The 24,294-nt window shown below is 59.6% G+C and carries 22 protein-coding genes and 2 pseudogenes; 15 read left to right on the forward strand and 9 right to left on the reverse strand.

Annotated features, from left to right (window positions below; translation table 11 throughout):
- Window positions 1–126 precede the first annotated feature (126 nt).
- Complete coding sequence (locus C1949_RS07120; protein ID WP_104737794.1) at window positions 127–783, reverse strand: hypothetical protein; 657 nt, start codon at window positions 781–783, stop codon at window positions 127–129.
- A 218-nt stretch (window positions 784–1,001) separates the two neighbouring features.
- On the opposite strand from C1949_RS07120, the gene C1949_RS07125 reads away from it, so the two are divergent.
- Window positions 1,002–1,895: an integron integrase gene (locus tag C1949_RS07125; RefSeq protein WP_188656481.1), complete on the forward strand. Its 894-nt coding sequence runs from the start codon at window positions 1,002–1,004 to the stop codon at window positions 1,893–1,895.
- Between the two features lie 189 nt (window positions 1,896–2,084).
- A pseudogene (locus tag C1949_RS07130) lies at window positions 2,085–2,234 on the forward strand (tyrosine-type recombinase/integrase); the annotation flags it as partial.
- Window positions 2,235–2,541: 307 nt separating this feature from the next.
- Here C1949_RS07130 and C1949_RS07135 read toward each other — a convergent pair.
- The 3 genes and pseudogenes from C1949_RS07135 to C1949_RS07145 form a co-directional block, all read right to left on the reverse strand.
- Window positions 2,542–2,967 (reverse strand): annotated as a pseudogene (locus C1949_RS07135) (LysR substrate-binding domain-containing protein); the annotation flags it as partial.
- A 132-nt stretch (window positions 2,968–3,099) separates the two neighbouring features.
- Window positions 3,100–3,603 (reverse strand): DUF2059 domain-containing protein, encoded by a 504-nt coding sequence (locus C1949_RS07140; protein WP_104737795.1) that lies wholly within the window; start codon window positions 3,601–3,603, stop codon window positions 3,100–3,102.
- A gap of 159 nt (window positions 3,604–3,762) precedes the next feature.
- Entirely contained in the window at window positions 3,763–4,626 is an 864-nt protein-coding gene (locus C1949_RS07145) for a LysR family transcriptional regulator (protein ID WP_104737990.1), read from the reverse strand.
- Window positions 4,627–4,728: 102 nt separating this feature from the next.
- Here C1949_RS07145 and C1949_RS07150 point away from each other — a divergent pair, with 102 nt between their 5' ends.
- Window positions 4,729–5,103, forward strand: coding sequence for a cupin domain-containing protein (locus tag C1949_RS07150; RefSeq protein ID WP_104737796.1), 375 nt, complete (start codon window positions 4,729–4,731; stop codon window positions 5,101–5,103).
- Between the two features lie 36 nt (window positions 5,104–5,139).
- Here the strand turns inward: C1949_RS07150 and pdxR are convergent, their stop codons facing one another.
- Window positions 5,140–6,540 carry a MocR-like pyridoxine biosynthesis transcription factor PdxR gene (gene pdxR / locus C1949_RS07155; protein WP_104737797.1) on the reverse strand — a complete coding sequence of 467 codons (1,401 nt, stop codon included), beginning with the start codon at window positions 6,538–6,540 and terminating at the stop codon, window positions 5,140–5,142.
- A gap of 87 nt (window positions 6,541–6,627) precedes the next feature.
- On the opposite strand from pdxR, the gene C1949_RS07160 reads away from it, so the two are divergent.
- From C1949_RS07160 to C1949_RS07170, 3 genes are read left to right on the forward strand one after another with little or no spacing between them, the layout of a single operon-like run.
- Complete coding sequence (locus tag C1949_RS07160; RefSeq protein ID WP_104737798.1) at window positions 6,628–7,074, forward strand: GNAT family N-acetyltransferase; 447 nt, start codon at window positions 6,628–6,630, stop codon at window positions 7,072–7,074.
- Window positions 7,071–7,715: an FMN-dependent NADH-azoreductase gene (locus C1949_RS07165; protein ID WP_104737799.1), complete on the forward strand. Its 645-nt coding sequence runs from the start codon at window positions 7,071–7,073 to the stop codon at window positions 7,713–7,715. Before C1949_RS07160 ends, C1949_RS07165 begins: the two co-directional genes overlap by 4 nt.
- A gap of 2 nt (window positions 7,716–7,717) precedes the next feature.
- Window positions 7,718–8,149: a carboxymuconolactone decarboxylase family protein gene (locus C1949_RS07170; RefSeq protein WP_104737800.1), complete on the forward strand. Its 432-nt coding sequence runs from the start codon at window positions 7,718–7,720 to the stop codon at window positions 8,147–8,149.
- A gap of 31 nt (window positions 8,150–8,180) precedes the next feature.
- On the opposite strand, the gene C1949_RS07175 is transcribed toward C1949_RS07170, so the two are convergent.
- Complete coding sequence (locus tag C1949_RS07175; RefSeq protein WP_104737801.1) at window positions 8,181–8,780, reverse strand: IMPACT family protein; 600 nt, start codon at window positions 8,778–8,780, stop codon at window positions 8,181–8,183.
- 204 nt (window positions 8,781–8,984) lie between these two features.
- On the opposite strand from C1949_RS07175, the gene C1949_RS07180 reads away from it, so the two are divergent.
- Window positions 8,985–9,983 (forward strand): GlxA family transcriptional regulator, encoded by a 999-nt coding sequence (locus C1949_RS07180; RefSeq protein ID WP_104737802.1) that lies wholly within the window; start codon window positions 8,985–8,987, stop codon window positions 9,981–9,983.
- A gap of 124 nt (window positions 9,984–10,107) precedes the next feature.
- Entirely contained in the window at window positions 10,108–10,659 is a 552-nt protein-coding gene (locus C1949_RS07185) for a cysteine hydrolase family protein (RefSeq protein ID WP_104737803.1), read from the forward strand.
- A gap of 84 nt (window positions 10,660–10,743) precedes the next feature.
- On the opposite strand, the gene C1949_RS07190 is transcribed toward C1949_RS07185, so the two are convergent.
- The gene (locus C1949_RS07190) at window positions 10,744–11,370 is read right to left on the reverse strand and encodes a TetR/AcrR family transcriptional regulator (RefSeq protein ID WP_104737991.1); all 627 of its coding nucleotides are present in this window, start codon (window positions 11,368–11,370) and stop codon (window positions 10,744–10,746) included.
- A gap of 136 nt (window positions 11,371–11,506) precedes the next feature.
- Here C1949_RS07190 and C1949_RS07195 point away from each other — a divergent pair, with 136 nt between their 5' ends.
- The 7 genes from C1949_RS07195 to C1949_RS07225 all read left to right on the forward strand — a co-directional run bounded on the left by C1949_RS07195 (window position 11,507) and on the right by C1949_RS07225 (window position 21,086).
- Window positions 11,507–13,315 (forward strand): ABC transporter ATP-binding protein, encoded by a 1,809-nt coding sequence (locus tag C1949_RS07195; protein WP_229744276.1) that lies wholly within the window; start codon window positions 11,507–11,509, stop codon window positions 13,313–13,315.
- Complete coding sequence (locus tag C1949_RS07200) at window positions 13,309–15,078, forward strand: ABC transporter ATP-binding protein (protein WP_104737805.1); 1,770 nt, start codon at window positions 13,309–13,311, stop codon at window positions 15,076–15,078. The genes C1949_RS07195 and C1949_RS07200 overlap by 7 nt, the downstream gene beginning before the upstream one ends.
- Entirely contained in the window at window positions 15,078–16,028 is a 951-nt protein-coding gene (locus C1949_RS07205; RefSeq protein WP_104737806.1) for an ABC transporter permease, read from the forward strand. The genes C1949_RS07200 and C1949_RS07205 overlap by 1 nt, the downstream gene beginning before the upstream one ends.
- Window positions 16,019–16,966 carry an iron chelate uptake ABC transporter family permease subunit gene (locus C1949_RS07210; RefSeq protein ID WP_104737807.1) on the forward strand — a complete coding sequence of 316 codons (948 nt, stop codon included), beginning with the start codon at window positions 16,019–16,021 and terminating at the stop codon, window positions 16,964–16,966. The genes C1949_RS07205 and C1949_RS07210 overlap by 10 nt, the downstream gene beginning before the upstream one ends.
- A complete protein-coding gene (locus C1949_RS07215) occupies window positions 16,963–17,739 on the forward strand; it encodes an iron ABC transporter ATP-binding protein (protein WP_104737808.1) in 777 nt (258 codons plus the stop codon). Before C1949_RS07210 ends, C1949_RS07215 begins: the two co-directional genes overlap by 4 nt.
- Window positions 17,736–18,743, forward strand: a complete 1,008-nt coding sequence (locus C1949_RS07220; RefSeq protein ID WP_104737809.1) for a siderophore ABC transporter substrate-binding protein — start codon at window positions 17,736–17,738, stop codon at window positions 18,741–18,743. The genes C1949_RS07215 and C1949_RS07220 overlap by 4 nt, the downstream gene beginning before the upstream one ends.
- Window positions 18,744–18,944: 201 nt before the next feature.
- Window positions 18,945–21,086, forward strand: coding sequence for a TonB-dependent receptor (locus C1949_RS07225; RefSeq protein ID WP_211287097.1), 2,142 nt, complete (start codon window positions 18,945–18,947; stop codon window positions 21,084–21,086).
- Between the two features lie 84 nt (window positions 21,087–21,170).
- On the opposite strand, the gene C1949_RS07230 is transcribed toward C1949_RS07225, so the two are convergent.
- Both C1949_RS07230 and C1949_RS07235 read right to left on the reverse strand, forming a co-directional pair.
- Entirely contained in the window at window positions 21,171–22,970 is a 1,800-nt protein-coding gene (locus tag C1949_RS07230; protein ID WP_104737811.1) for an acyl-CoA dehydrogenase, read from the reverse strand.
- A gap of 125 nt (window positions 22,971–23,095) precedes the next feature.
- The gene (locus C1949_RS07235) at window positions 23,096–24,280 is read right to left on the reverse strand and encodes an acetyl-CoA C-acyltransferase (protein WP_104737812.1); all 1,185 of its coding nucleotides are present in this window, start codon (window positions 24,278–24,280) and stop codon (window positions 23,096–23,098) included.
- Window positions 24,281–24,294 lie beyond the last annotated feature (14 nt).

A 24,294-nucleotide genomic window follows, 5' to 3' on the forward strand; every position in this document is an offset into this window, starting at 1 on the left:
ATAGAACAAGAATAAGTTTCAGCTTTTTTCGCACGTTTTTTCACCTAACGTAGAGCGAAGCGGCGCCCTGACAAGGGCGTCCGGTGGAGGCCGAAGGCTGCAACGAACTTGAGCGACTGGTTAGAGTCACTTCCGGTACCGCTCGATGAATGACGGAAGAAATGAAAGCAGCATGTTTACCATATCGATGGTGACCTGGTCCCAATTCGCGTGAAAAGCTGCATTTCGTAGGGGCTTAAAACTTAGAAGAGCGCTCTGAGTAGTGCGTTCAATTACGTTCTTTGCTGCCAACCCGTTGACCACCGTCGACATTTCTTTACCAATCAAATCATCTAACCCGTTGGAACGGGCAATTTGCTTAATAGAATCCTCAAGCACGCACACTGCCAATACCGAAGCCGCATCTTTTTCGCCCTGTTCTGCAAGCTCCTGGGCCGTGCTCAAAAAATCAGACTTGATATCCACTCGGATGCTGGACTCAAGCTCCGAGAGGAATCCGCCCCGAATACTCTCTTGGATGCCATTTAGAATCCCTTTTGCCTGTAAAAGTCCGCGCTTTGAGTGCTCGTTGTAGGCATGCAAAATACGCTGATAGTTCGGATGCCTTTGGCCAAAAATATGCTCGATGACACTAATCGTCTGAGTCATCACACTTTCATATCCCGCGTAGTCAGTGAATGCTCCGCCCATGGAATTGGAGTGGTGCCAAGATTCTTCCACCGCTGCGTATAGCGACAGAATGGAATCGATTTGAGATATCAATTCTTCACTTCGGTTTAGCATACTCCTCCTGAAACTCTAACAGTTGAGTGGACCGACGGCTTCACCATTGCATATCAGTGACCTCTTCATAACAACGCGACGCCTCGCTTACCTAAAACAAAGTATTTATATTTAAATCAAATACTTATATCTCTTCCACAACGCACAGCCTGTAATATCTTGACTTTCTCATTTTGCGCACCCAATAACACTGTATAAACATACAGCATGGGTGCGATATGGATACCATCCCAGCCAAACCCCGGCTGCGGGAGCAGTTCCGCAACGTCATGAGGGTCAATCATTACAGCATTCGTACCGAGAAGGCCTACTGGTACTGGATACGCTACTTCCTGCGCTACCACCGGATGCGTCACCCACTGAAGATGGGGGCGGCGGACGTTAGCGAGTTTCTCACCTGGCTGGCCGTCAGTCGGCATGTGGCCCCAGCCACACAGAATCAGGCGCTCAACGCGCTGGTGTTTCTTTACGGTAAGGTGCTTGATCAGCCCCTGGGTGATATTGGCGACACTGTGCGGGCGAAACGCCCTGCACGTATCCCGACAGTGTTGACGCACGGTGAAGCAACCCAGATCATCGCGCTGCTGCAGGAGCCTCACAAGCTGATTGCGTCGTTGATGTACGGCTCGGGGCTGCGTGTTGTCGAAGCCTGTCGGCTGCGAATCAAAGACATCGACTTCGACCGCCAGATCATCACGGTGCGTAGCGGTAAGGGAGATAAGGATCGCACCACGCTGCTGCCGAGCCCGCTGATTGAGCGACTGAAAGACCGCAAAGCGCGCATCCAGCGTGCCTGGCGCGAGCAGGATGCGTTTTACCAGTGTGATGCCAGCCTGCCCTATGCGCTGCGCCGCAAATACCCTAATGCGGCGCGGTCGCTGGAGTGGCAGTGGTTCTTTCCCTCTCAGGGTTTGTGCACCGACGATGAAGGCAACATCGTGCGGCACCACCTGCACGTCAGTGCGGTGCAAAAGGCTGTAAGACAGGCTGTGCGCGCGACGGCGATTGGTAAGCCGGCTGGCTGTCACACAGCCAGGGTCGGTTGCCGCTTCGTTCGCCCGCCTGCCGGAGGTCATTTTTCGGCCAGGCAAGGCGAAGAGAGCGCAGTGTAGTCGCTCTACATAAGCGGCCGACAACGCAGCATGACCGAAAAATGTCCCCGGCCCTTCGGGTTGCGCCTGTAAAGCAGCCTCTCGGCGTCGCTCGTCGCTCACGTGGAATAACCACGCTACGCTTCTCGCTGCTTGATTGACAGCTTTACAGGCTGCAACAGGCGGGTGAACGAAGCGGCAACCGACCCTCGCCACACCTTCGCTACCGAACTGCTGCGCCGTGGCAGTGACATTCGCACGGTGCAGACGCTGCTGGGCCATGCCGATGTGCGTACTACGCAGATTTATACCCATGTCCTTGGTAATGCCTTTGCCGGAGTGCAAAGTCCGCTCGGCTGAGCTTTGGCTAAGTTGAGCTGTCCCTTTCGTGCTTCAAGACTATTCCACGGCGCAAAGCGCTGTCTATCCCCCTACATACAACCATCCCACGCGATGGTCGGGAGTGTTGTTTATGTCACTGTCGTTTGAGCGATGACGCTGCGGGTTTGCGGAATATCCCCATCCAGATGCCGTCTTCACCCGTTTCATCTTGAGGCTGGGAGCAATTCGCTCTTGAGTAGTGCCTTGTTACCAAGCGCCTTCAAGTCATCTGTATACCTTCGCTCTTGGCCGAAAGCGCCCCTCACCCTAATCACCTATCGCTCATTCACATCTGATGCTGCTCCAGCAGAAAGTCCACAAACAACCACACCCGCGCCGGCATTGTCGAGTCGCCCACAAATACGGCATGAATAGGTTCGCGGTCGCCCGGGTTGAAGGCTTGCAGCAAGGGTACAAGATCGCCGCACTGTATATCCTCGGCCACGCTGAACTCGCCGATGCGGGCGATGCTGGCGCCTACGCGGGCGAGCTGGGCGAGTGCTTCGCCGCTGCTGCATTCGATATTGCCGCTGACCTGGAGAGAGAATGTTTTGCCGTCGCGGATAAACGGCCAGTTGGGTTCGGCACGGCGTAAGTTGAAACGCAGGCAGTTGTGATCAGCGAGGTCTTCCGGCCGCAGGGGAGTGCCGTGGCGCTGTAGATAGTCTGGTGAGGCAACCACGACCTGACAGGTTTCACCAATGCGGCGGGCGGCCTATGGGAGAATGCAGCAGCCTTTTAAAAAGAAATTTGTCGCGGTATTGAGCACGTCCGACAAGTCGGCGCAGGCGAGATGCAACAGACAGCGCTGCGACTCACATCACAGCGCTGTTCAACAGAGCATTTACTGCGCCGACTTGCCCTGCAGTTTTGCCCGAGCTTCTTCCTGGATTTGCTGCATGCGCGGCGCCATGTTGGCCATGCGCTGCTGCATCAGAACCATGGTGTTCTGCATGATGACTGGCATCTTCGCGACCAATGCCTCGCCCGCTTCGGAGCGATAGAACTCCAGCATGGCATCCACTTCGGATTGCGACAGGGATTGCTGATAGATTTGGATGAACATCGGCTCCATCGAAGCCCAGCTGAGCTCCTCTTGCAGCAGGGCCACCATTTTCTCACGCATGTCATCGAGGACCTTGCGGTCAGCGGAAGAGATATCGTGCCCCTGAATAGTCTGCTCCATGGCCGCACGCATCATCTGGTCTGCCTGGGCCATCGCGCCCTCCATCAACTGACGCGAGTCGGTAATTTCCATCAACTCACGAATGGAGTCATCGCTGGGCTGGTCAGCGAAGGCGACCGGTGAAATCAAGGCAAAAACGATAGAAAGGAGGAGTTTCTTCACGACGTATCCTTACTGGTGACTGTTTGATTGAAACCTGCCGCCCCGTTATACCACAGCTGGAATCCGGCTTTGGCGCCACACTGGCTGGATTAGCCGTGTCATCGCGGCAAGATGCTTCCACTGTGATCTGCTACGCCCTTTCTTTACCCGCCGTGCCGCTCAGCCGTACACCCCGCTAATGTGTTGACGAATGAGCGTTGCCATACCCTGAGCACCTTCGCTTGCGTGTTGCGGAACATGCAGCTCGATCGCAAAGTCAGGCAATGATGGCAAGCCGGCGTCCTCTCCCAGTACCCGAAAGCCATCCGGCACCAATGGGCGCAGCCAAGGGGTCAAGGCCAGACCGCTCTGTACTGTCGCCAGGGTGGTGTCGACTGAGGCGTTTTCAAATATCACACGCCAGCCTATGTCAGCCTCGGCCAGACGAGAGAACACCACAGGACGAAAGGCGCAGGTCGGGGTTACAAAGCACAACGGCAACGGCCTTTGGCTAAACACGTCCTCTGCGCTGGCCAGCCAAACCAGCGGCGCCAACGCCAGGCGTTCTTCCGTGCTCTCGGCTTCTGGACACTGCCGGATGATCAGGTCAATCAGCCCCTTGGCAAAGTCACTCATCAGATCAACGGATGAACCGGACACAACGATGACTTCGACATGCGGATACGCTTGAGAAAAGGCCTTGAGCACGGGAGCGAGGTACGCGCCGGCCATATCATAGGGTATGCCGATCCGTAGGATCTCAGTGATGGTCGCGCCAGTCATCGAAGCGCACAGACTGTCATTGAGATCCAGCAGCCGCCGCGCTTTGGGCAAGAACTCGACGCCCTGGGCGGTTAACTGCGCTCCACGCGAATCGCGCTCCAACAGTTTGCAGGCAAAAAACGCTTCCAACCGCTTCACCTGCTGACTGATTGCGCCTTGGGTCAAATGCAACTGACCCGCGGCGGCGCTGATGCTGCCGGTTTGCGCTACGGCAACAAAGGCACGAAGCAAGACAAGGTCAATATGACGAACCAGGGACATGTGAGTGGCCATTACGATTGCTAATACCCCTAGTATAAACATTCGATAGGCGGTGCTGTTCCGTCCAGCTAAGGTAGCCTTCTTTTGCACGGAGCCATGGTTATGATCGCGAGTAAGAACAGCACCAACGTCGAGGCAGCGCTGGCTCGTATTACCCAGTACTGGACACCCCAGATCATTGGCCAGGTCAATGATCAGTACATCAAAGTGGCAAAGCTCAAAGGCGAACTGATGTGGCATTCCCACACCGATGAAGACGAGCTGTTTTGGGTGGTATACGGCGAGCTGAAGATTCAACTGGAACAGTCGGAGGTCACCCTTGGCCCTGGCGATTTTTACGTAATCCCCAAGGGCACGCCACACAACCCGGTCGCCGCTGAGGAATGTGGCATCGTCTTGATTGAAACCGTGACCACCCGCCACACGGGCGACGAAGTTAGCGACCGAACCGTGCCTATCGAGCGACAGATGGGCTAAACCGGGCGCGTCAGCAGCTCATTCAGGGGTATACCACTAGAGGACACGCGCCAAACGGCCGACCAACTGAGACGCCTGTTCGGGGCTGGTGATATTGGTAAAACCAAGCATTAAGCCGCACCTGTGATTGCCTTCCAGATACCATTTTGACAAGGGCTGGACCGCCAGCCCTGCGGCTTCGGCACGCACAGCCAGCTCAATGTCACCACCCTCGCACAGCTCCACCAGCAAGTGCATGCCGCCCGCCTGGAGGTGGATGCGGATACGGTCAGCCAATTGCTGCTGCAGCGCATCGACCAGCCATTGCCGTCGCTCGGCATAGAGGCTGCGCATTTTCTTCAGATGCCGCGCGAAGTGACCTTCATTCAGAAACGCAGCCACCGTCGCCTGCAACACCTGAGGACAGTGGCTGTGCAGGCGATCCGCTTGCCGGGCAAAGGCCTGGCTCTGCTCCGCAGGCACTACCAGATAGGCCAGCCGCAGCCCCGGGAACAGGACCTTGCTGAAGGTGCCGGTGTAGAGTACCCGCCCCTGCTGGTCGAGGCTTTTGAGTGCCGGCAACGGCTTGCCCTGGTAACGGTATTCACTGTCGTAATCATCCTCGATGATCCAGCTACCTTGCCGTTCTGCCCACGCCAGCAACGCCAGCCGACGCGCCAGTGACAACGATACGCCCAACGGACTCTGATGGGTCGGCGTGACCAGCGCAAAGCGTGCGTGCGGGGAACGGGCGACACCCTGAGAGACGTCCAGTCCGTGCTCATCTACCGGCACTGGCACCAGCTGTGCGCCAGCCTCCAGCAGCGCGTTGCGGGCCAGAAAGTAGCCCGGTTCCTCCAGCCAGCACGCATCGCCTTGCCCCATCAGCGTATGGCAAATCAAATCGAGACAGGCTCGATAGCCCGCGCACACGAAAATCTGATCCGGGTGGCAGCTGATCCCGCGTGCAATTCCCAGGTAGGACGCAATGGCTGCGCGCAGCGGCGCGTAGCCGTGCGAGTCAGGGTAAACAAGGCCGTCAAGGCCGGCCTGGCGCAATTGCCGACCTGCCAACCTTACCCAGAGCTTGCGAGGAAACGCATCCAGCGCGGGAAGGCCCATTTGCAGCGGTAGCGGCGGCTTGCCGTCATGAATGGCTGGATAGGCGGTCGAGATAGCGGGCGCGCGAGGCACACAGCTGGCAACCGGCGCCAGCTGCGGAGCGACAAAGGTGCCGGCCGCCCCGCGGGCGATCAGATACCCCTCGCCAATCAGCAATTGATAAGCGGACTCAACAGTGCCGCGCGCCACGTTCAGCTCCGCCGACAACGCACGCGCGGCGGGCACTCGATCACCGGGCTGCATACGACCGTCAGTAATGGCGTCACGAACCCGCTGATAAAGCTGGCGATAGATCGGCGTTGACTGTCGACGGTCAACATCGCTGGGAACAAACATGGCCTACTCGTTTAAGCATTTTTTGGCTCTATAGCTTAAGCCATCGCGTTTATAAGCTGGGCTCCTGTTTATCAAAAGGCGACGACCGTGCCGTACACACTTGAACACCTGGAGGGTGACAATGCGTTTGCTGCCAGCTTTGAACTGATGCGCGTATTGCGCCCGCATCTCACCCGGCTGGACGATTACAAAGCGCAGCTCGCTCGCCAGAGCAGGCAGGGCTACCGGCTGCTGGCGGCCTCAGGCACCGAGGGCATCGTTGGCCTGATCGGATACCGTGAACTGGAGAATCTGCTCTATGGCCGTTTCATTTACGTCGACGACCTTGTGGTGAAGCCCAGTATCCAGAACAGCGGCCTGGGACGGCAGCTGTTAAAGGCAGTGCGCGAGGTCGCAGAACAACGCGACTGCGACCATCTGGTGTTGGACACCGGCCTGCATATGCCGCTGGCCCAGCGTTTCTATTTCCGCCAGGGCCTGCTGGCGCGAGGGTTACATTTCAGCGAGAGTCTGCGAGCGCAAAACCTGCCATGAAGAGCCTGTTACTGATCAACGCGAGTCCGTATGGACAGCACTCCCATGCCAGTCAGCTGGCGCTTGAATGGCTGGCGTCGTTACGCCGCCAGCACCCCGGCCTTGAGCTGATTGAGCGCAACCTCAGCACAGAGCCATTGCCACCACTCGATGTGGACTACGCTCACGCCCTGACCAGTGCCGAGCTATTTGCTTCGCCAGTATTCAAGGTATCCGAAGAGTTGATCGGCGAACTGGAACGCAGCGACATGCTGCTTATCACGACGCCTATGCATAACTTCACGGTGCCCGCCGCGCTCAAGCTGTGGATCGACTACGTCCTGCGCATTCACCGGACCTTCAACTCCACACCGAAGGGCAAAATAGGCCTGCTCAGAGACCGGCCGGTACATGTCCTGGTCAGCTCCGGCGGGTTTCACCGGGGCGAGCAGGCACGCCAACCGGACTTCCTGACCCCTTACCTGCGTCAGGTGCTCAACACACTGGGGCTCTTCAATCTGCGCTTCACGTATCTGGAGGGATTGGCGTTTGATGACGACGCCGTGCTCACAGCGGTTGAAGCCGCCCGAACCTCGCTGTGGCAGTCCCCATCACTCGACCGCCATGACCTAGCTAGACCTTTCTCTCATACGGAGTGTTAACCATGAGCCAACTTAGACTGCCGTTCCAGTCGCTATCACCTGAAGCCTACCAGGGCCTGCTCGCTACCAACACGGCGCTGGCCAAGAGCGCCCTTGGCTTGCCACTGCTGGAACTGGTGTATTTGCGTATCTCACAGATCAACGGCTGCGCTTTCTGCCTGCAAAAACACTCGCAGGCATTGCGCGAGGTTGCCGTGCCGCAGGACAAGCTGGACTGCCTAGCAGGCTGGCGGGTGAGCGCGTTGTTTGACGAGCGCGAGCGCGCCGCCCTGGAGTGGGCAGAGACGCTCACCGGCATCAGCGAAAAGGGTGCGCCAGACGCAGTATACGAACCGCTGAAAGCGCACTTCAGCGATAACGAAATATCTGATCTGACCCTGGCGGCTGCCCTGATGAACGCCTTCAATCGACTCGCGGTGGGGATGAATCTCTAAGCACAGCAACACACGCAGCCATGCCGCTTCATCAATCCGCTGAGGGAGCGGCGACCTCCCACCCGAGTTCGCCCCGAGTGATCGATAACAGCTGCTCCTGCAGCACATCGACTGCCGTCGTGGGCAAGCGCAGATGTAAACGCACAGCCTGCCCATGACTGACCGTAAGCAGCTCACCGCCGAGTTCGGCAATCAGGTTGCGGGCGACACCTTCATGGGCATAGGCCAGCTCGCAGTTCAGAGTCTGAACAGGAATGTGCTCGATTTTTTCCGCCTGCAGCAACGCCTGCGCTACCGCATCGGTATAGGCCCGTACCAGCCCGCCAGCACCCAGCTTGACGCCGCCGAAGTAGCGTACGACCGTCGCCAGCACACCATCGAGCTGTTGATGCCGCAGCACATCCAGCATCGGCCGCCCCGCCGTGCCCGAGGGTTCACCATCGTCCACCGCCGCGCTGTGACCACCCGCCAACAACGCCCAGCAGACATGTGCGCAACCGGGGTGCTGCGCGCGTAACTCATTAACCCGCACCTGCGCTGCGGCGCGATCGGTGCAGGGTTCGACGCAGGCAAGGAAGCGGCTTTTACGGATTTCCAGCGTGTGGGAGACGGGCTGAGCAAGACTGTACATGGCGCTAGGATAACCCGGTAGCCACGCTGCATACAGTATTGAGAAGCCCAGCCAAAGCCACGTTGTCGGCAGAAAAATTCTGGCAACAAACCGGTATCCCGGCTCTATTCGACCCTCTAATATTGGCCGCATCTGACCAAGCAGCCGAGAAACAAACGGTTGCACCCAGGAGCGCCTAGATGAACAACCTCAAGCCGGGGCTATATGCAAACAACACAGGCCGTTGAGATCGGGTTGGTACTGTATCCCGGCGCACAGCAGGCGGCTGTGCTCGGCCTGACCGACCTGTTTGCCGTAGCCAACCGTGAGGCACTATCGCATCTACCGCACGCCGAACCGCCCTTGCGCATAACCCACTGGCAGCAAAACCAGCCTGGCGACCTGCCCGTGCGCGTGTTTGACAGCAGCTCTGGCGCGTCGGCTGATGCGCTGCTGTCGGCGCTGATCCTGCCGCCCACCTTGAACGAACCGGTTTTTGCCGATGACACAGGCACGCTCAGTGCCTGGCTGGTAGCTCGCCATGGCGAGGGCGTTGCCTTGGCATCGGTCTGTGCTGGCGCTTTCCCGCTGGCTGCGACAGGGCTGCTGACTGGCCGCAAGATGACCACCCACTGGGCCTATGCCACGCTGTTGCAGGAGCGCCATCCCGACGTACGCGTGGATGCCGATCAACTCATCATCGACGATGGCGACATTATCACCGCCGGCGGCCTGATGGCCTGGACTGATCTGGGGCTAAGGCTGGTTGATCGGCTGCTGGGGCCGACCGTCATGATCGAGACAGCACGCACACTGCTGGTCGATCCACCCGGCCGCGAGCAGCGTTATTACAGCCTGTTTTCACCGCGCCTGACCCATGCAGACGCGGCGGTACTCAAACTGCAGCACTGGCTGCAAGCCACTCAGGCCAAAGAGATGGCGTTACCAATCCTGGCGGCGCAGGCCGGACTGCAAGAACGCACGCTGCTGCGCCGCTTTCAGAGAGCCACCGGCATGACCACCACCGAATACTGCCAGCGCTTGCGCGTGGGCCGCGCACAAGAGCTGCTGCAGTTCGACAAGGCCTCAGTGGAACGCGTTGCGTGGGAAGTGGGCTACAGCGACGCTGGCGCGTTTCGCAAGGTATTCACGCGTATTGTCGGCCTGTCACCCGGCGAATACCGCCGCCGGTTTGGCAACAGCACGCGGGCAAGCCGCTCATAGATGCTTCTGCCGATACGGGACAACCCTGTGTCGTTATCAACACCTGAAATGTCGTTGCCGCCACTTACCTGCCCGTCGCCAAAAGCCGACCATGACGGCTTTCCATCACCCGAGGTGAAACGTCATGAAAAAAGCCGGCTTGATTGTCATCGATCTGCAAAACGATTATCTCCCCGACGGCAAGCTGCCGCTGACGGGCATAGAGGCGGCCGCAAAAAATGCCGCCGACGTCATCGCCGCTGCCAGAACAAGGGGCGTGCCAGTGTTTCACGTGCGTCATGAATCGCCCGACAGCAATGCGCCCCTATTCGCAGCGGGCTCAGTGGGCGCGCAGATTCAGACGTGCGTGGCGCCCGTTGAGGGTGAGCCGGTAATCGTCAAGCGGCATATCAACGCCTTCCGCGAGACCGATCTCAAGCAGCAGCTGGACCAGCACGGCATTGAAGAGGTTGTGGTGATCGGGGCAATGAGCCACATGTGCGTCGACGCTTGCGTGCGGGCTGCCGTTGATATGGGCTACCCCGCCACCGTGCTGCACGACGCCTGCGCCACGCTGGATCTTGAGTTCAACGGGGTGACAACGCCTGCGGGCCAGGTGCAGGCGGCCATGATGGCGGCCTTCGAGTTTGGCTATTGCGCCGTGATCTCGACGCAGGCCTATCTCGCCGCGCAGTAAACGGCAGGCCACGGCCACGCGTGACAATCGCCGCGAAGCCGCTGACGCTGGACCATCATCAAGCAAGTGATCTCGCAGGTGCGGTTAACCGCGCGCCTGCAGATCACGTTGCTCCATCATTGCCAGCGCACCGGTAATCAGCGCCCGCATACCCTCGGCAAACTCAGCTTCCATCTCGGCCACCTCCGTTGCGCGATCGGCTTCTCCCGTGACTTCCTGACCCGCTACCGAGTACACCGTATCGGCCACGGCAATGCAGTGAAACGCCACCGTCGCCAGCAGCCACCGCGCGTGATCCTTGACGATACCGTAGCGGCGCGCCAACTGACTCTGATGCTCGTCGATCTTGTCGAGCATGGGCTGTGTCGCCGCCAGCCGGCGAATCACATAAGGCGTCAGCCCCGGATTACATTTGACCAACGCCTGGGCGGACGCCGAGAAGTCGATCAGGTAGCCCATTAGGTCAGATGGGCTCTCACTCGCGACCGGGGGGATCTGCCACCGGCTGAAAATGGCTTCCGCGACCATCTGCTTGAGCGCTTCCAGACTGGGTACGTGCTTGTACAGCGCCATGTGGCTGACGCCGAGCGCTGCTGCCACCCCAACAAAGGTGATGTTGGGCAAGCCCATTTCAATGCCGGCGTTGACGATGCGTTCTGGCGTGATCTTTGGCGGCCGACCACGGGTAGTCGGCCGTTCAGTCTCCTGCATGTTTACCCCTTGCTTGCTGGCGTGTGCGGGCGCATCAGCTGGACCGTTGAGAACGTCCGGCTCGCTTTCATGATGCAATCAATTCTCATTTAGTTTATAGTCATGCAACTAATTCATTTGGACGCGCTATTCTTCCATGAGTTCACCTGCCAAGACTATGGTTAATACCAACCAACCTGGCCCCATCAGTCAGGTGCTGGCCCCGATTCGCGGCCACTTGATCGTTTCTACACTGCTGGCCGGTCTGGGCACCATGCTCACGCTAGTGCCGCTGGCCGGCATTGCCCACATTGCCGCTCTTGCGCTGGGTCAGCCTGGCTTGACCAAGCTGTGGCCGATGCAGCCGCAGAGCGCAGTCGGCTGGACGGTGGCCGTCGGCGTGATCTGCCTGTTTATCGGCATGACACTAATTCTGGTCGGTGAACTGACTGCGCATCTGGCTGATAACAGACTCGTCCACCAACTGCGGCTCGCCACGGCGCAGCGGCTGGCCAAGGTCCCATTGGGCTGGTTCAGCAACCGGACATCAGGCGAAGTCAAGCAGGCAATGCAGGACGATATTGTTACGCTGCACAGCCTCACCGCCCACTTCTACACCGCGGCAGGACGCGCTTGCGGTGTGATCCTCATCTCCGTCGCCTATCTGCTTTGGCTGGACTGGCGTATGGCTTTGCTGGCACTGCTGCCCTTTCCCGGCTTCTTTCTGTTTCTGCGGCGTGCAATGAACACGGACGACGCCCCCAGGCAGGACTTCGTCACCCAGCTGGGACGCCTCAACAGCACCACGGTCGAATTCGTTACCGGCATCCCTGTAGTCAAGGCGTTCGGCGTGACGGGTAAGGCTCATGCGAATTATCGAGACGCCGTCGACAGCGTTGCCAAGGCGTTCACCAAGCTGACTGGCCCCCTGGTGGCCTCAATGGCTCACGCACACGCCATGATTGCCCCCATTACCGTGCTCGGCGTGGTTCTGGCGAGTGGGACGGTGTTCGTTGGCCTGGGCTGGATGACTCCGGTAGAGATACTGCCTTTCGCGCTGGTCGCGCCCGGCATCTGCGCTCCGCTGCTGCTGCTGCACACCCTGCTGCACGATCTTGGCAGCGCCACCGGCGCGGCGCAGCGGGTCATCGGATTGCTGGAAACTCCCATCCTTGAACCGATACCCACGACGCAGCAGCAGACGCCAGTCGGCAATGAAGTGCGCTTCCACAACGTCAGCTACGCCTATGATCCGCAACACCAGGTGTTATCGGGGGGCAGCTTTACCCTGCAACCCAACACCATCACCGCTATCGTTGGCCCATCCGGCGCGGGGAAGTCGACCCTCGCCCAGCTGCTCCTACGATTCTTCGACCCAACCGAGGGCAACATCACCCTGGGCGGCGCAGACCTGCGCTGTATCGAAGCGTCACAACTCTACCGCCACATCGGCTTTGTACTGCAGGACGTGCGCCTGATCCATGCAAGCGTGCGCGACAACATCGCGCTCGGTCACCCGTCAGCCAGCGCGCAGGAAGTCGAGAGCGCCGCACGGGCAGCCAATATCCATGATCGCATTCTGGCCCTGCCCCGCGGGTACGATTCGGTGATCGGCGAGGATGCGCAGCTGTCCGGCGGTGAACGCCAGCGTATCAGCGTAGCCCGTGCGGTACTGCTCGACCCGCCGGTGCTGGTACTCGACGAAGCTACCGCCGCCGCAGACGCACAGAACGAGGTCGCGCTGCAGAACGCATTGTCCGATTTCGCCCAAGGCAGAACGCTGCTGGTGATCGCCCACAGACTGGATACGATCATGCACGCGGACCGCATTCTGGTGCTCGAGAACACCCGCATCGTCGAGCAGGGCACCCATGAGCAACTGCTGCAGCGTAATGGCCGCTACGCACAGCTATGGGCCAAAGGTGGCTATGACATACCCGTCGCCGAGGAGGTCCAGCCATGCTGAAGACATTAGTGCAGTTGCTGGGAGAAGACGCAGGCATCTTGCGTCGCTATAGCTGGATGGCCGTTCTCTACGGCGCGCTTTGCGGGCTAAGCATCGCCAGCGTGGTGCCGGTCATCACCCACCTGCTGAACAACGACGTCCGTGGGGCAACGCCCTGGCTGCTTGCCTTGCTTGCCGGCGTCATCCTTTGCTGGGGCCTGCGACGCCACGTTGAGCAAGCGGGTATCCGCGTGGGTGTGGCCATCCTGCAGGGCGCTCGCCATCGGCTAGGCGATCAGATGGCAAGCATGCCGGTGGGCTGGTTTTCGCCACAGAACACTGCGCGCCTCAGCCATGTGGTCACCCAGGGCATGATGTCCGTTGCCCAGCTGCCAGCGCATGTGTTCACCCCGGTGATTGCCGGGGTAATTACCCCACTGGTACTGGTTGGCGCCCTGCTGGTGCTGCACTGGCAACTGGGGCTGATTGCACTGCTGGCATTACCTCTGCTGGCCGCCGTATTGGGGCTGTCCTCGATGCTGGCAAAACGCGCCGACAGCGCATTTCAACAGCGTTTTGCTGAAGCCAGCCAGCGCGTGGTGGAGTTTGCCCAGGCTCAATCGGTACTCCGCGCCTTCAATGGCGAGGGCAACAGTTTGCGGCTGCTGGAGGACGCATCACTGCAACAGCGTCGGTCCGGCATGCGGCTGATCTGGCTATCCTCGTCAGCCGCCGTCATGAACAGCTGGGTGGTACAGGCGGTGTTTGCCGCCCTGCTGATTTGTGCAGCGTTTTGGCTTAACAGCGAACTGGACGGCGGTCTGCAGAACGGCGACATGGCGGCCCTGATCGCGGCCCTGCTGTTGGTCAGCCGTTTTGTCGATTCGCTACAGGAAGTCGCAGGCTACAGCGAGGTCGTGCGCAATGCGCGCGGACAGCTCGACGCGATAGAGGAGCTCTACGCCGTCGAGCCCCTGCCCGAGCCCGACAGACCGCAAATACCGCGCGACAGCGCCATCGAACTGGTTGATGTTCATTTTCGCTATGCCGCGCAGGAGGCAGAGGTCCTGCGCGGTCTGAATGTACGCATCGAGGCCGGCAGCATGACCGCTTTGATTGGCGAATCAGGCTCGGGCAAATCCACCCTGGCGGGCCTGATTGCACGCAGCTTTGACGTCAGCGAGGGTGCCGTACTGGTGGGCGGTGTCGACGTGCGACAGATAGCCAGCGCGCAACTGGCTGGGCAGATCAGTCAAATATTCCAGAGCACTTACCTGTTCACCGGCAGCATCGCCGAGAACATTCGCCTGGGTAACCCTGATGCCAGTGATGCCGAGGTTCGGGAAGCAGCGGAGCTGGCCGGCGTTGCAGAAATCATCGCGCGCCTGCCGCAGGGGCTCGAAACCCAGGTTGGCGAAGGCGGTACGCGCCTGTCTGGCGGCGAACGCCAGCGCATTACCATCGCACGGGCACTGCTCAAGAACGCGCCGATTTTGCTGGTCGATGAGGCAACGGCGGCGTTGGATACCGAGAGTCAGGCTGTCATTGCCGAGACGCTGACGCGGCTGCGCGGCCAGCGCACGCTGGTGGTCATCGCCCATCAGCTCTCAACCATCGCCCAGGCGGATCAGATCATCGTGCTGGAAGACGGCCTGATCGTCGAGTGCGGCGCGCCCAAACAGCTGCAAGCGCAACAGGGACGTTATGCGCACTTTCTCAAGCAACGCCAGGCAGCCGCTGGATGGCGCATTAACCAGCAAGTGCCGACAGGAGCGCGCAATTAATGCGGGCTGGCTTGGCTATTGTGCTCGTGGTGTTGGCTTGCCTTTCGCTGATGATAGGTGCGCAAAAGCTGGCCTGGTCCGAGCTGGTGCAGCTGTCTCCCTCCGCCTGGCTGACCTTGACCGCCAGCCGCTTGCCGCGTCTGGCAGCACTGCTGCTCACGGGCGTCGGGCTGTCGGTTTGCGGCGTGATTCTACAGCACATCGTGCGCAACAAATTTGTTGAGCCGGCGACCTCGGGCGGCCTGGACGCGGCCAAGCTGGGTATCCTGGTCGCACTGGTGCTGATGCCATCAATCGGCACGCTCGGGCGGCTGCTGTTCGCCCTGACCTTCAGCTTCCTTGCCTGCCTGATCTTCATCGCCATTGTTCGCCGCATCCGCTTCGCCAACACGGTTCTGGTGCCGGTAATAGGCCTGATGTACGGCGCGGTGCTAAGCGCCGTTGCTGAGTTTTATGCCTACCAGCACAACATTCTGCAAAGTATGCAGGGCTGGTTGCTGGGCGACTTCTCCAAGATCGTCCAGGGCAACTACGAGATCATTTACCTGATACTGCCGGTGGTCGTGCTGACCTATCTCTTTGCCCACCGTTTCACCGTGCTAGGTATGGGCGAAGGCATCGCCACAAGTTTGGGCCTGAACTACCCGGTTACCGTTGCGCTGGGGCTCATACTGGTCTCGGTCACCGTCTCCGCAACGGTCATCACGGTCGGCGCCATTCCCTTCGTCGGCCTGGTCATACCCAATCTGATCGCCCTGCTGTACGGCGACAATTTGGCCCGCACCCTGCCCCTGGTGGCGATGGGCGGTGCGGTGTTACTGCTGGCCTGCGATATTCTCGGGCGCCTGCTGATATACCCATTTGAAATCCCCATCGGTCTGACCGCAGGGGCCGTAGGCGGTGTGCTGTTTCTGGTACTTATCTACTGGAGAAGCAGACGATGCGCCTGATGCCCCGTTACGCTGTCTGGCTTGGGGTCGCGATGTTGGCCCTGACCTTCCTGTTGCTCAATTCCGGGCTGGATTTCGACTACGTCATCCCCAAGCGCCTTGGCCGCCTGGTCGCGATGGTCATCGGCGGGATCTGCGTCGCCTGGTCATCTATCCTGTTTCAGACCGTCACCGGCAACCGAATACTGACGCCGGCAATCATGGGTTATGAGGCCGTTTACCTGCTCCTGCAGTCGCTGCTGGTATTGGCTCTGGGCGCGCAGAGCCTGGTGATGCTGGGTGCCAACGGCAACTTTGCTATCTCGGTGTTACTGATGCTCACCTACTCGTGGGCAATCCACCGCTGGCTGTTTCGTGATGGCAGGCAGAACCTGTACTTCCTGCTGCTGTTGGGGCTGGTGCTGACCATGGTCATCAGCACCCTTACCCAGTTCATCCAATTTACCGTCAGCCCCGGCGAATTCTCTATCTTGCTGGGCTTTAGCCAAGCCTCCTTTGGCAAAGCAGAGCCCGCCCAATTGATCATATCGAGCCTGCTGGTAACCGCCGTGTGGCTGGTTTTTCGCCGCAACCTGCCGACACTCGATGTACTGTCACTGGGCCGGGATCAGGCCATCTCACTGGGGGTGGACTATCAACGCAGCGTTCAGGGATACCTTGCCCTGATCGCCGTACTGGTCGCGGTATCCACCAGCCTGTTAGGGCCAACCGCCTTCATGGGTATTTTCGTCGCCAACACGACCTACGCATTGACGCGCAGCTTCAAGCACCGCCTCACCCTGCCCATGGGATGCGCCGTCGCCATCAGTCTTTTCATTGTGGCCCAGCTCGCGGTGGAGCACCTCTTCAACTATCGAACCAGCGTCGGCATCCTCATCAACCTGGTCTGTGGCGCCTGGTTCCTGATGCTGATGGTACGCAGCCGGGGGACGGCATGATCACGGTAACAAACCTATCCAAGCGCTATGGCACCAAGGCGGTGCTATCTAGTGTGAATGTAGCCTTTCCGACCGGCCAACTGACGTCGCTCATTGGCCCCAACGGCGCAGGCAAGACAACGCTCCTGATGATGATTGCCCGACTGCTGGAGCCAAGCAGCGGCAGTATTCAGCTCGACGGCACCGAGATCAGCCATATCCGCATTAACGACTACGCCAAGCGCGTCGCCACCCTGCGCCAATCACCTGACTTCAATCTGCGGCTGACCGTACAAGAGCTGGTGGCCTTCGGCCGTTTCCCCTACAGCCGAGGCCTGCTCACGATCGAGGATCAGCGCATCATCGACGAGGCCATCGCCTTTCTGACGCTGGATGCGTTGCGCGATGCCTATCTGGATGAGATCAGTGGCGGTCAACGCCAGATGGCGTTTTTGGCCATGACCATCGCCCAGCAAACCGAGTATCTGTTACTCGATGAGCCGCTGAACAATCTCGATATCAAACACGCCGTACAAATCATGCGCGCCCTGCGCCGACTCTGCGACGAGCAGGGTCGCACCGTCGTCCTCGTGGTCCACGACATCAACTTTGCCGCCAACTACTCGGACCATATCGTCGCCATGAAGGCCGGTGCCGTGCACTACGCAGGGACCGTGCCGGACATCATGAGCGAGCAAAAGCTGCGGCAGCTGTATGACCTCTCGTTCAAGGTCACACGGGACGCGCATGGCTACCTCTGCAACTACTTCACCCCGTCAGGAGAACTGGAATGACCCTTGTGCACACACGGTGGGCGGCAACATTACTGCTGGCAACAACAGCAGCACTGCTCCGCTGCAGCGATTCAGCGGCAGAAGCGCCGCAGGCATCGCCTGAACCAGTCGCCACCGAAACCACCGAGCATCAGGCCTACACCCCGGTCACGGTGCACCACCAGTTGGGCACTACGGTGATAGAGCACCGACCGCAACGCGTGGTGGCCCTGGATATGAATGAAGTCGACTTTCTGGACCTGCTCGACATTCCGGTTGCCGGAATGCCAAAAGACTTTATCCCCCACTTTCTGGCCAAATACCAGGACCAACCAGACATTCAGGACACCGGCGCCATCGTCCAGCCCAACCTGGAAAAGGTGCATGCCGCCAGGCCCGACCTGATTCTGATTACCTCGTTGCAGGCGCGCCACTACCAGGAGCTGAGCGAGATCGCGCCGACGATCCACTTCGACGTGGACTACCGTGACAGCCAGGCGCAACACCTGGATATCATCAAGCGCCACCTCCTGACCCTTGGGCAGATATTCGAGAAAGATGAACTGGCCCAGCAGGCAGTTGCCGATCTGGATCGCCAGGTCGAGCGGGTGCGGCAACTAACCCGAGATCGTCCTGAAACAGCGCTGATCGTACTGCACAACAACGGCGCCTTCAGCGCCTTTGGCCCCCACTCACGTTATGGTTTTGTCTTCAACGCGCTGGGCGTCAAGTCTGCAACGCCGGCGGGTGCAGCCGGGCTACATGGCCGGCCGATTTCCAGCGAGTTCATCCAGCAGGTCAACCCGGATGTGATTTATGTGGTTGATCGCACCGCTGTCATGGAACACCGCCCGGCGCTTAACGCAGACACCTTGGGCAACCCGCTGCTGCGGCAGACCAACGCCTGGAAGAACGGCCACGTCGTTTTTGCCGATGCGCAAGCCTGGTACGTGACCGCCGCCAGCGTGAACTCGATGAAAATCATCATCGAGGACGTGATCAGCGGCTATCAGAACGAACCCTAGCCAGGCCTGGCCTGGCGTGCGAACCCACCCGCTTAAAAGCAAATGATTATCGACAGCCTTATGTCTTTTCTTAATAAAACAAACAACCTAAACCACGAGGGAGCCAACGTGAACCACCACTGCCAACACCGAGCCACTGGCTCAACAGCAACAACGGGGTCCGATCAGCCCGCATTTCCCCTGACCCGCCTCGCGAAGGGCATGCGTGCGGCGATACTGATTAGCCTGTCAGCCGCAGGCCTGAGCCTCGCAACGTCGCCCGTGTACGCAGAAAGTGCTGCGGATGAAGAGGAAGCGGTACTGCGGGCCATCACCGTAGAGGGCGAGGCCGAAACCGTCGAGAGCTACGCTGGAGAGCAGGTGGCAACCGGTGGCCGTGTCGGGTTTCTGGGTGAGAAGGACTTCATGGAGACGCCCTTTTCCACCATCAGCTACACCGAAAAATACATCGCCGACCAGCAGGCACGCGACATCAGCGACATCATCGCCAAAACCGATCCTGCCGTGTATACCAGTGGCATACCGGGCGAGAGCCAGGAGAGCTATTCGATTCGCGGCCTGTCATCCAGCGTCGGGGATGTGACCATGAACGGCCTGGCCGGCATGGCGGCGTACTACCGCAACTCACCAGAGATGTTTGAACGCGTCGATGTGCTCAAGGGGCCCTCCGCCCTGCTCAATGGTATGCCGCCGAAGGGCTCGGCCGGGGGAACTGTCAATCTCGTCACCAAACGAGCCGGTGATGAACCGCTAACGCGGTTGACGGCCAGCTACATGTCCGATGCCCAGTACGGTGGTCATATTGACCTGGGCCGTCGTTTTGGCGAAGACGGGCAGTTCGGTGTGCGTTTCAATAGCGTGTATCGCGACGGCGAAACGGCGGTCAACGATCAGGACAAGAAGGTGACCATGTCCTCTGTAGGGCTCGATTGGCGTGGCGAGCGCATGCGCCTTTCAGCCGACCTGTACCAGAGTGAAGACAACGGTAAAGGCTTGACCCGCGGCCTGACGCTCGCACCAGGCGTATCACTGCCCAGCGTGCCGGACCCCGATGTTTCATGGAATCCACCTTGGGCTTTCTATGAAAGCAGCGACGAAGGCGCAATGCTGCGCGGCGAATTTGACCTGAGCGACCACCTGACCTTCTACGCCACAGGCGGCTCGAGTGAAACCGAGTTCAAATCCAACATGGGCGCCGGCCGAATACTGAACGATGCCGGCGACTTTGAAATCAACTTCAGCGGCGTCGCGGACAAGATTGAACGTACATCAGCCGAGGTTGGCTTGATGGGCGACGCGACTACCGGCGCAATCGGCCACGAGTTTGCGGTCAATGCCACCTATTACGACGAAGACTACCACCTCAACGGGTTTAGAAATCTGCTCCCCAGCCCCTGGGTAACCAACATATACGACCCCGTCTGGGGCCCTGAGCCTGCGCTTCCCTCCTCCATTATGGCCATTACCAGAACGCAGACACGCCTTACCAGCCTGGGCCTGGCCGACACGCTTTCATTTGCCCAGGAACGGGTACAGCTGACGCTTGGCGTCCGGCGTCAAGAGGTCAGAACAGACAGTTTCAACGGCACCACCGGCGCGCGGTTGAGCAAGCGATATGACGAGAGCGCAACCTCTCCGGCGGTCGCCGTTCTGGTCAAGGCCAGCGAAGAAATATCACTCTACGCCAATTACATCGAAGGCCTCAGTCAAGGGTCCATCGCACCGAACACAGCCGACAATGCCGGCGAAGTCTTTGCCCCTTACAAAACCAAGCAGCGGGAGGTCGGCATCAAATTCGACCTTGGCGAATTCGCCCATACCCTCGGCGTGTACGAAATAGAACGCCCCAGCAGCTATACCGATCCAACCACCAACGTCTTTTCCTTTGGCGGCGAGCAACGCAACCGAGGCGTTGAGTGGGGCTTCTTTGGCAGCCCGCTGGATTCGGTTCGGCTGATGGGCGGCGTGGCCTACTCGGACGCGGAAGTAACCAAGGCTGCCAGCGATGACAATGAAGGTCAGCAAGCAGTGGGCTTGCCCAAGTGGCAGGGCAAACTGGGCGTCGAGTGGGATACGCCTATGCTGCCCGGCTTAACGCTGACGGCCAATGCCACCTCGGTCTCCAAACAGTATCTCAATGCCGACAACTCATTATCGATTCCGGGCCACACGGTTTTTGATCTGGGGGCAAGACACTCATCGGTCGTGTCAGATCATCAACTGACGCTGCGCGCGGCGGTAACCAACGTCGGCAACAAGGCCTACTGGGCCAAGCCACACTACACCAGCCTGGCGGTGGGAGCGCCACGGACAGTCAATCTCTCGGCCACCGTGGACTTCTGATCGAGGCGAGCAGCAACGGCGTATGCTGCCTGCGACACCAACAAAAAACCGGGCACAAGGCCCGGTTTTTTTACACCAACCAAATCAGAAGCAATCCAGCGGCATGTCCAGCGTGGTGCGATCGGCACTGCGCAGCACCTCTGCCAGCGCCATCGGCTTGGGCAGTTCGTAGCGCAGGAAGTAGTCACAGGCGTTGAGCTTGCCTTGGTAGAAGCTCGCCGGGCGCTCGCCGCCGTTCTGCAGGCCACGCAGGGCAGCCTGGGCCTGGCGCAGCCAGAGCCAGCCGACAACCAGATGGCCGAAGCACTCCATGTACAGGTAGGCGTTGGCCAGCGCGCGATCGGGCTCGCTCTTCTTCATCGCCTGCAGCGCATCGGTGATGCCGTCAACGGTGTTCAGGGCGGTGCTCAAAAGCTCGGCATTGGCTTTCAGCTCGGCGACGTTGGCGCACTCGTCCAGGGTGGCGCGGATGCGGGTCAGCAGGCTTTGGTAGAAACGGCCACCGGCCATGCTCACCTTACGGCCCAGCAAATCCTGACCCTGGATACCGTGGGTGCCTTCGTGGATCGGGTTCAGGCGGTTGTCGCGATAGAACTGCTCGACCGGGTATTCACGGGTATAGCCGTAGCCACCGTGCACCTGAATCGCCAGGCTGTTGGCTTCCAGACAGAACTGCGACGGCCAGGATTTGACGATCGGCGTCAGCAGATCAAGCAGGCCGGCGGCCTCTTCACGCGCTGCGGCATCCGGCGCGTGCTTCTTCTCGTCAACCAGGGTCGAGGAGAACAGGCACAGCGACAGACCACCTTCAACGAAGGCTTTCTGCGCCAGCAGCAGACGACGAATGTCTGCGTGCTGAACCAGCGGGATCATTGGGGTGGCCGGATCACGCTCGGCCAGACCACGGCCCTGGGTACGCTCGCGGGCGTATTCCAGCGCGTGCAGGTAACCGGTGTAACCCAGCATGACCGAACCCAGGCCCACGCCGATGCGCGCCTCGTTCATCATGTGGAACATACCGGCCAGACCGTTGTGCGGCTCGCCGACCAGATAGCCGACCGCGCCGCCCTTCTCACCGAAGTTGAGCATGGTCGAGGTGGTGCCGCGGTAACCCATCTTGTGGATCAGACCCGCTAGTTGCACGTCGTTGCGCTCGCCGAGGCTGCCGTCTTCGTTGACCAGGAACTTGGGCACGATAAACAGCGAGATACCCTTGGCACCGGGCGGTGCGTCGGGCAGCTTGGCCAGCACCAGGTGCACGATATTTTCGCTCAGCTCGTGGTCACCGGCAGAGATAAAGATCTTGTTGCCGCTGATGCGGTAGGTGCCGTCTTCCTGCGGGATCGCGCGGGACTTGATGTCGCCCAGCGAGGAACCGGCGTGCGGCTCGGTCAGGCACATGGTGCCGAAGAAGCGGCCGGCCATCATCGGCTCAGCGTAGCGCTGCTTCTGCTCATCGGTGCCGTGGGCCATGATCAGGTTGCAGGCGGCGATGGTCAGACCGGCGTAGGCCTGGGTGCTGACGTTGGCGCCCTTGATCAGGCCGATACAGGTCTGGGCAACGGCTGCCGGCAGCTGCATGCCGCCGCGTTCGTAATCCTGCGAGGCAGCCATCAGGCCGGTATCCCGCAGCACGGCCAGCGCCTCGGAGACTTCCGGACGAATCACGACCTTGCCATTCTCGAAGCGCGGCTCGTCTTCATCGCACAGGCGATTGTGCGGTGCGAAGGTTTCGCTCGCGACCTTCAGCGCCAGCTCGATGGCGGCATCAAAGGTATCGCGGCTGTGGTCTTCGTAACGCGGGAATTGGGTAAAACGTTCGATATCCAGCATTTCATAAAGCAGAAACGCCAGATCGTCGGTATTGATGATTTTTTGGGACACGGAAAATTCCTCTGGAATTTTTAGCTACAAGCACCAAGCCTAAAGCGGCAAGCGAACCCCAAAAGCGAAACCCGAGCATGGCCCGGGTTTGCTTGCAGCTTACGGCTTGAAACTTACGGCTGGGGTCAGACGATCTCGAACAGACCGGCAGCGCCCTGGCCACCGCCGATGCACATGGTGACAACCACGTACTTGACGCCACGACGTTTGCCTTCGATCAGCGCGTGACCGGTCAGGCGGGAACCGGTTACACCGTAGGGGTGACCGATGGCGATGGAGCCGCCGTTGACGTTCAGGTTCTCAGCCGGGATGCCCAGCTTGTCGCGGCAGTAAACAACCTGGGAAGCGAAGGCTTCGTTCAGTTCCCACAGACCGATGTCGTCCATGGTCAGGCCGTTGCGCTGCAGCAGGCGCGGAATGGCAAAGACCGGGCCGATGCCCATTTCGTCAGGCTCGCAACCGGCGACGGCGAAGCCACGGAAGATACCCATCGGTTCAACGTTCAGTTGCTCGGCAACCTTGCTGTTCATCACGGTGCAAACGGATGCGCCGTCAGACAGCTGACTGGCGTTACCGGCGGTGACGAAGTTGCCTGGGCCGCGAACCGCCTGCAGGGAGGACAGCGCTTCCAGGGTGGTGCTCGGACGGTTGCACTCGTCGCGATCCAGAACCACTTCCTGATCGGAGACTTCACCGGTTTCCTTGTTCTGGACCTTCATGATGGTCTTGTACGGAACGATTTCGTCGGCGAACTTGCCACTCTGCTGACCGGCAGCAACGCGCTGCTGGCTCAGCAGGGAGTACTCATCCTGCGCTTCACGGCTGACGTTGTAGCGCTGAGCTACGATGTCGGCCGTTTCGATCATGGACAGGTACAGCTCCGGCTTGTTCTTCATGATCCATTCGTTGGTGCCGTGGAACATGTTGATCTTGTCGTTCTGGCAGAGGCTGATGGACTCAACACCACCGGCGACGATGGCCGGAATCTTTTCGCTGACAACGCGCTGGGCAGCGATGGCGATGGACTGCAGACCGGAGCTGCAGAAACGGTTCAGCGACATGCCCGCGGTGGTAACCGGCAGACCGCCACGGATGGCTGCCAGACGCGCCATATTCTTGCCCTGGGCACCTTCGTGGAAGGTCGCACCGAGGATCACGTCTTCAACCAGCGCCGGGTCGATACCTGCGCGCTTGACCGCTTCTTCGATCACGAAGCCGGCCATGTCAACACTGTGAGTGTTGTTCAGTGCGCCGCGATAGGATTTGCCCAGGCCGGTACGGGCCGTGGATACGATAACTGCGTCTGTCATGTTGTTGCTCCTGT

This window comes from Halopseudomonas oceani (assembly GCF_002903165.1).
Taxonomy (GTDB): Bacteria; Pseudomonadota; Gammaproteobacteria; order Pseudomonadales; family Pseudomonadaceae; genus Halopseudomonas; species Halopseudomonas oceani.

Bases quoted from the DNA above. Each gene is read 5' to 3' on its own strand.
- C1949_RS07180 (WP_104737802.1), top strand. From the start codon at position 8,985: ATGCAAACAACACAGGCCGTTGAGATCGGGTTGGTACTGTATCCCGGC.
- C1949_RS07125 (WP_188656481.1), top strand. From the start codon at position 1,002: ATGGATACCATCCCAGCCAAACCCCGGCTGCGGGAGCAGTTCCGCAAC.
- C1949_RS07185 (WP_104737803.1), top strand. From the start codon at position 10,108: ATGAAAAAAGCCGGCTTGATTGTCATCGATCTGCAAAACGATTATCTC.
- C1949_RS07145 (WP_104737990.1), bottom strand. From the start codon at position 4,626: ATGTCCCTGGTTCGTCATATTGACCTTGTCTTGCTTCGTGCCTTTGTT.
- pdxR (WP_104737797.1), bottom strand. From the start codon at position 6,540: ATGTTTGTTCCCAGCGATGTTGACCGTCGACAGTCAACGCCGATCTAT.
- C1949_RS07165 (WP_104737799.1), top strand. From the start codon at position 7,071: ATGAAGAGCCTGTTACTGATCAACGCGAGTCCGTATGGACAGCACTCC.
- C1949_RS07195 (WP_229744276.1), top strand. From the start codon at position 11,507: ATGAGTTCACCTGCCAAGACTATGGTTAATACCAACCAACCTGGCCCC.
- C1949_RS07215 (WP_104737808.1), top strand. From the start codon at position 16,963: ATGATCACGGTAACAAACCTATCCAAGCGCTATGGCACCAAGGCGGTG.
- C1949_RS07150 (WP_104737796.1), top strand. From the start codon at position 4,729: ATGATCGCGAGTAAGAACAGCACCAACGTCGAGGCAGCGCTGGCTCGT.
- C1949_RS07170 (WP_104737800.1), top strand. From the start codon at position 7,718: ATGAGCCAACTTAGACTGCCGTTCCAGTCGCTATCACCTGAAGCCTAC.
- C1949_RS07200 (WP_104737805.1), top strand. From the start codon at position 13,309: ATGCTGAAGACATTAGTGCAGTTGCTGGGAGAAGACGCAGGCATCTTG.
- C1949_RS07235 (WP_104737812.1), bottom strand. From the start codon at position 24,280: ATGACAGACGCAGTTATCGTATCCACGGCCCGTACCGGCCTGGGCAAA.
- C1949_RS07205 (WP_104737806.1), top strand. From the start codon at position 15,078: ATGCGGGCTGGCTTGGCTATTGTGCTCGTGGTGTTGGCTTGCCTTTCG.
- C1949_RS07175 (WP_104737801.1), bottom strand. From the start codon at position 8,780: ATGTACAGTCTTGCTCAGCCCGTCTCCCACACGCTGGAAATCCGTAAA.
- C1949_RS07225 (WP_211287097.1), top strand. From the start codon at position 18,945: ATGCGTGCGGCGATACTGATTAGCCTGTCAGCCGCAGGCCTGAGCCTC.
- C1949_RS07120 (WP_104737794.1), bottom strand. From the start codon at position 783: ATGCTAAACCGAAGTGAAGAATTGATATCTCAAATCGATTCCATTCTG.
- C1949_RS07210 (WP_104737807.1), top strand. From the start codon at position 16,019: ATGCGCCTGATGCCCCGTTACGCTGTCTGGCTTGGGGTCGCGATGTTG.
- C1949_RS07190 (WP_104737991.1), bottom strand. From the start codon at position 11,370: ATGCAGGAGACTGAACGGCCGACTACCCGTGGTCGGCCGCCAAAGATC.
- C1949_RS07220 (WP_104737809.1), top strand. From the start codon at position 17,736: ATGACCCTTGTGCACACACGGTGGGCGGCAACATTACTGCTGGCAACA.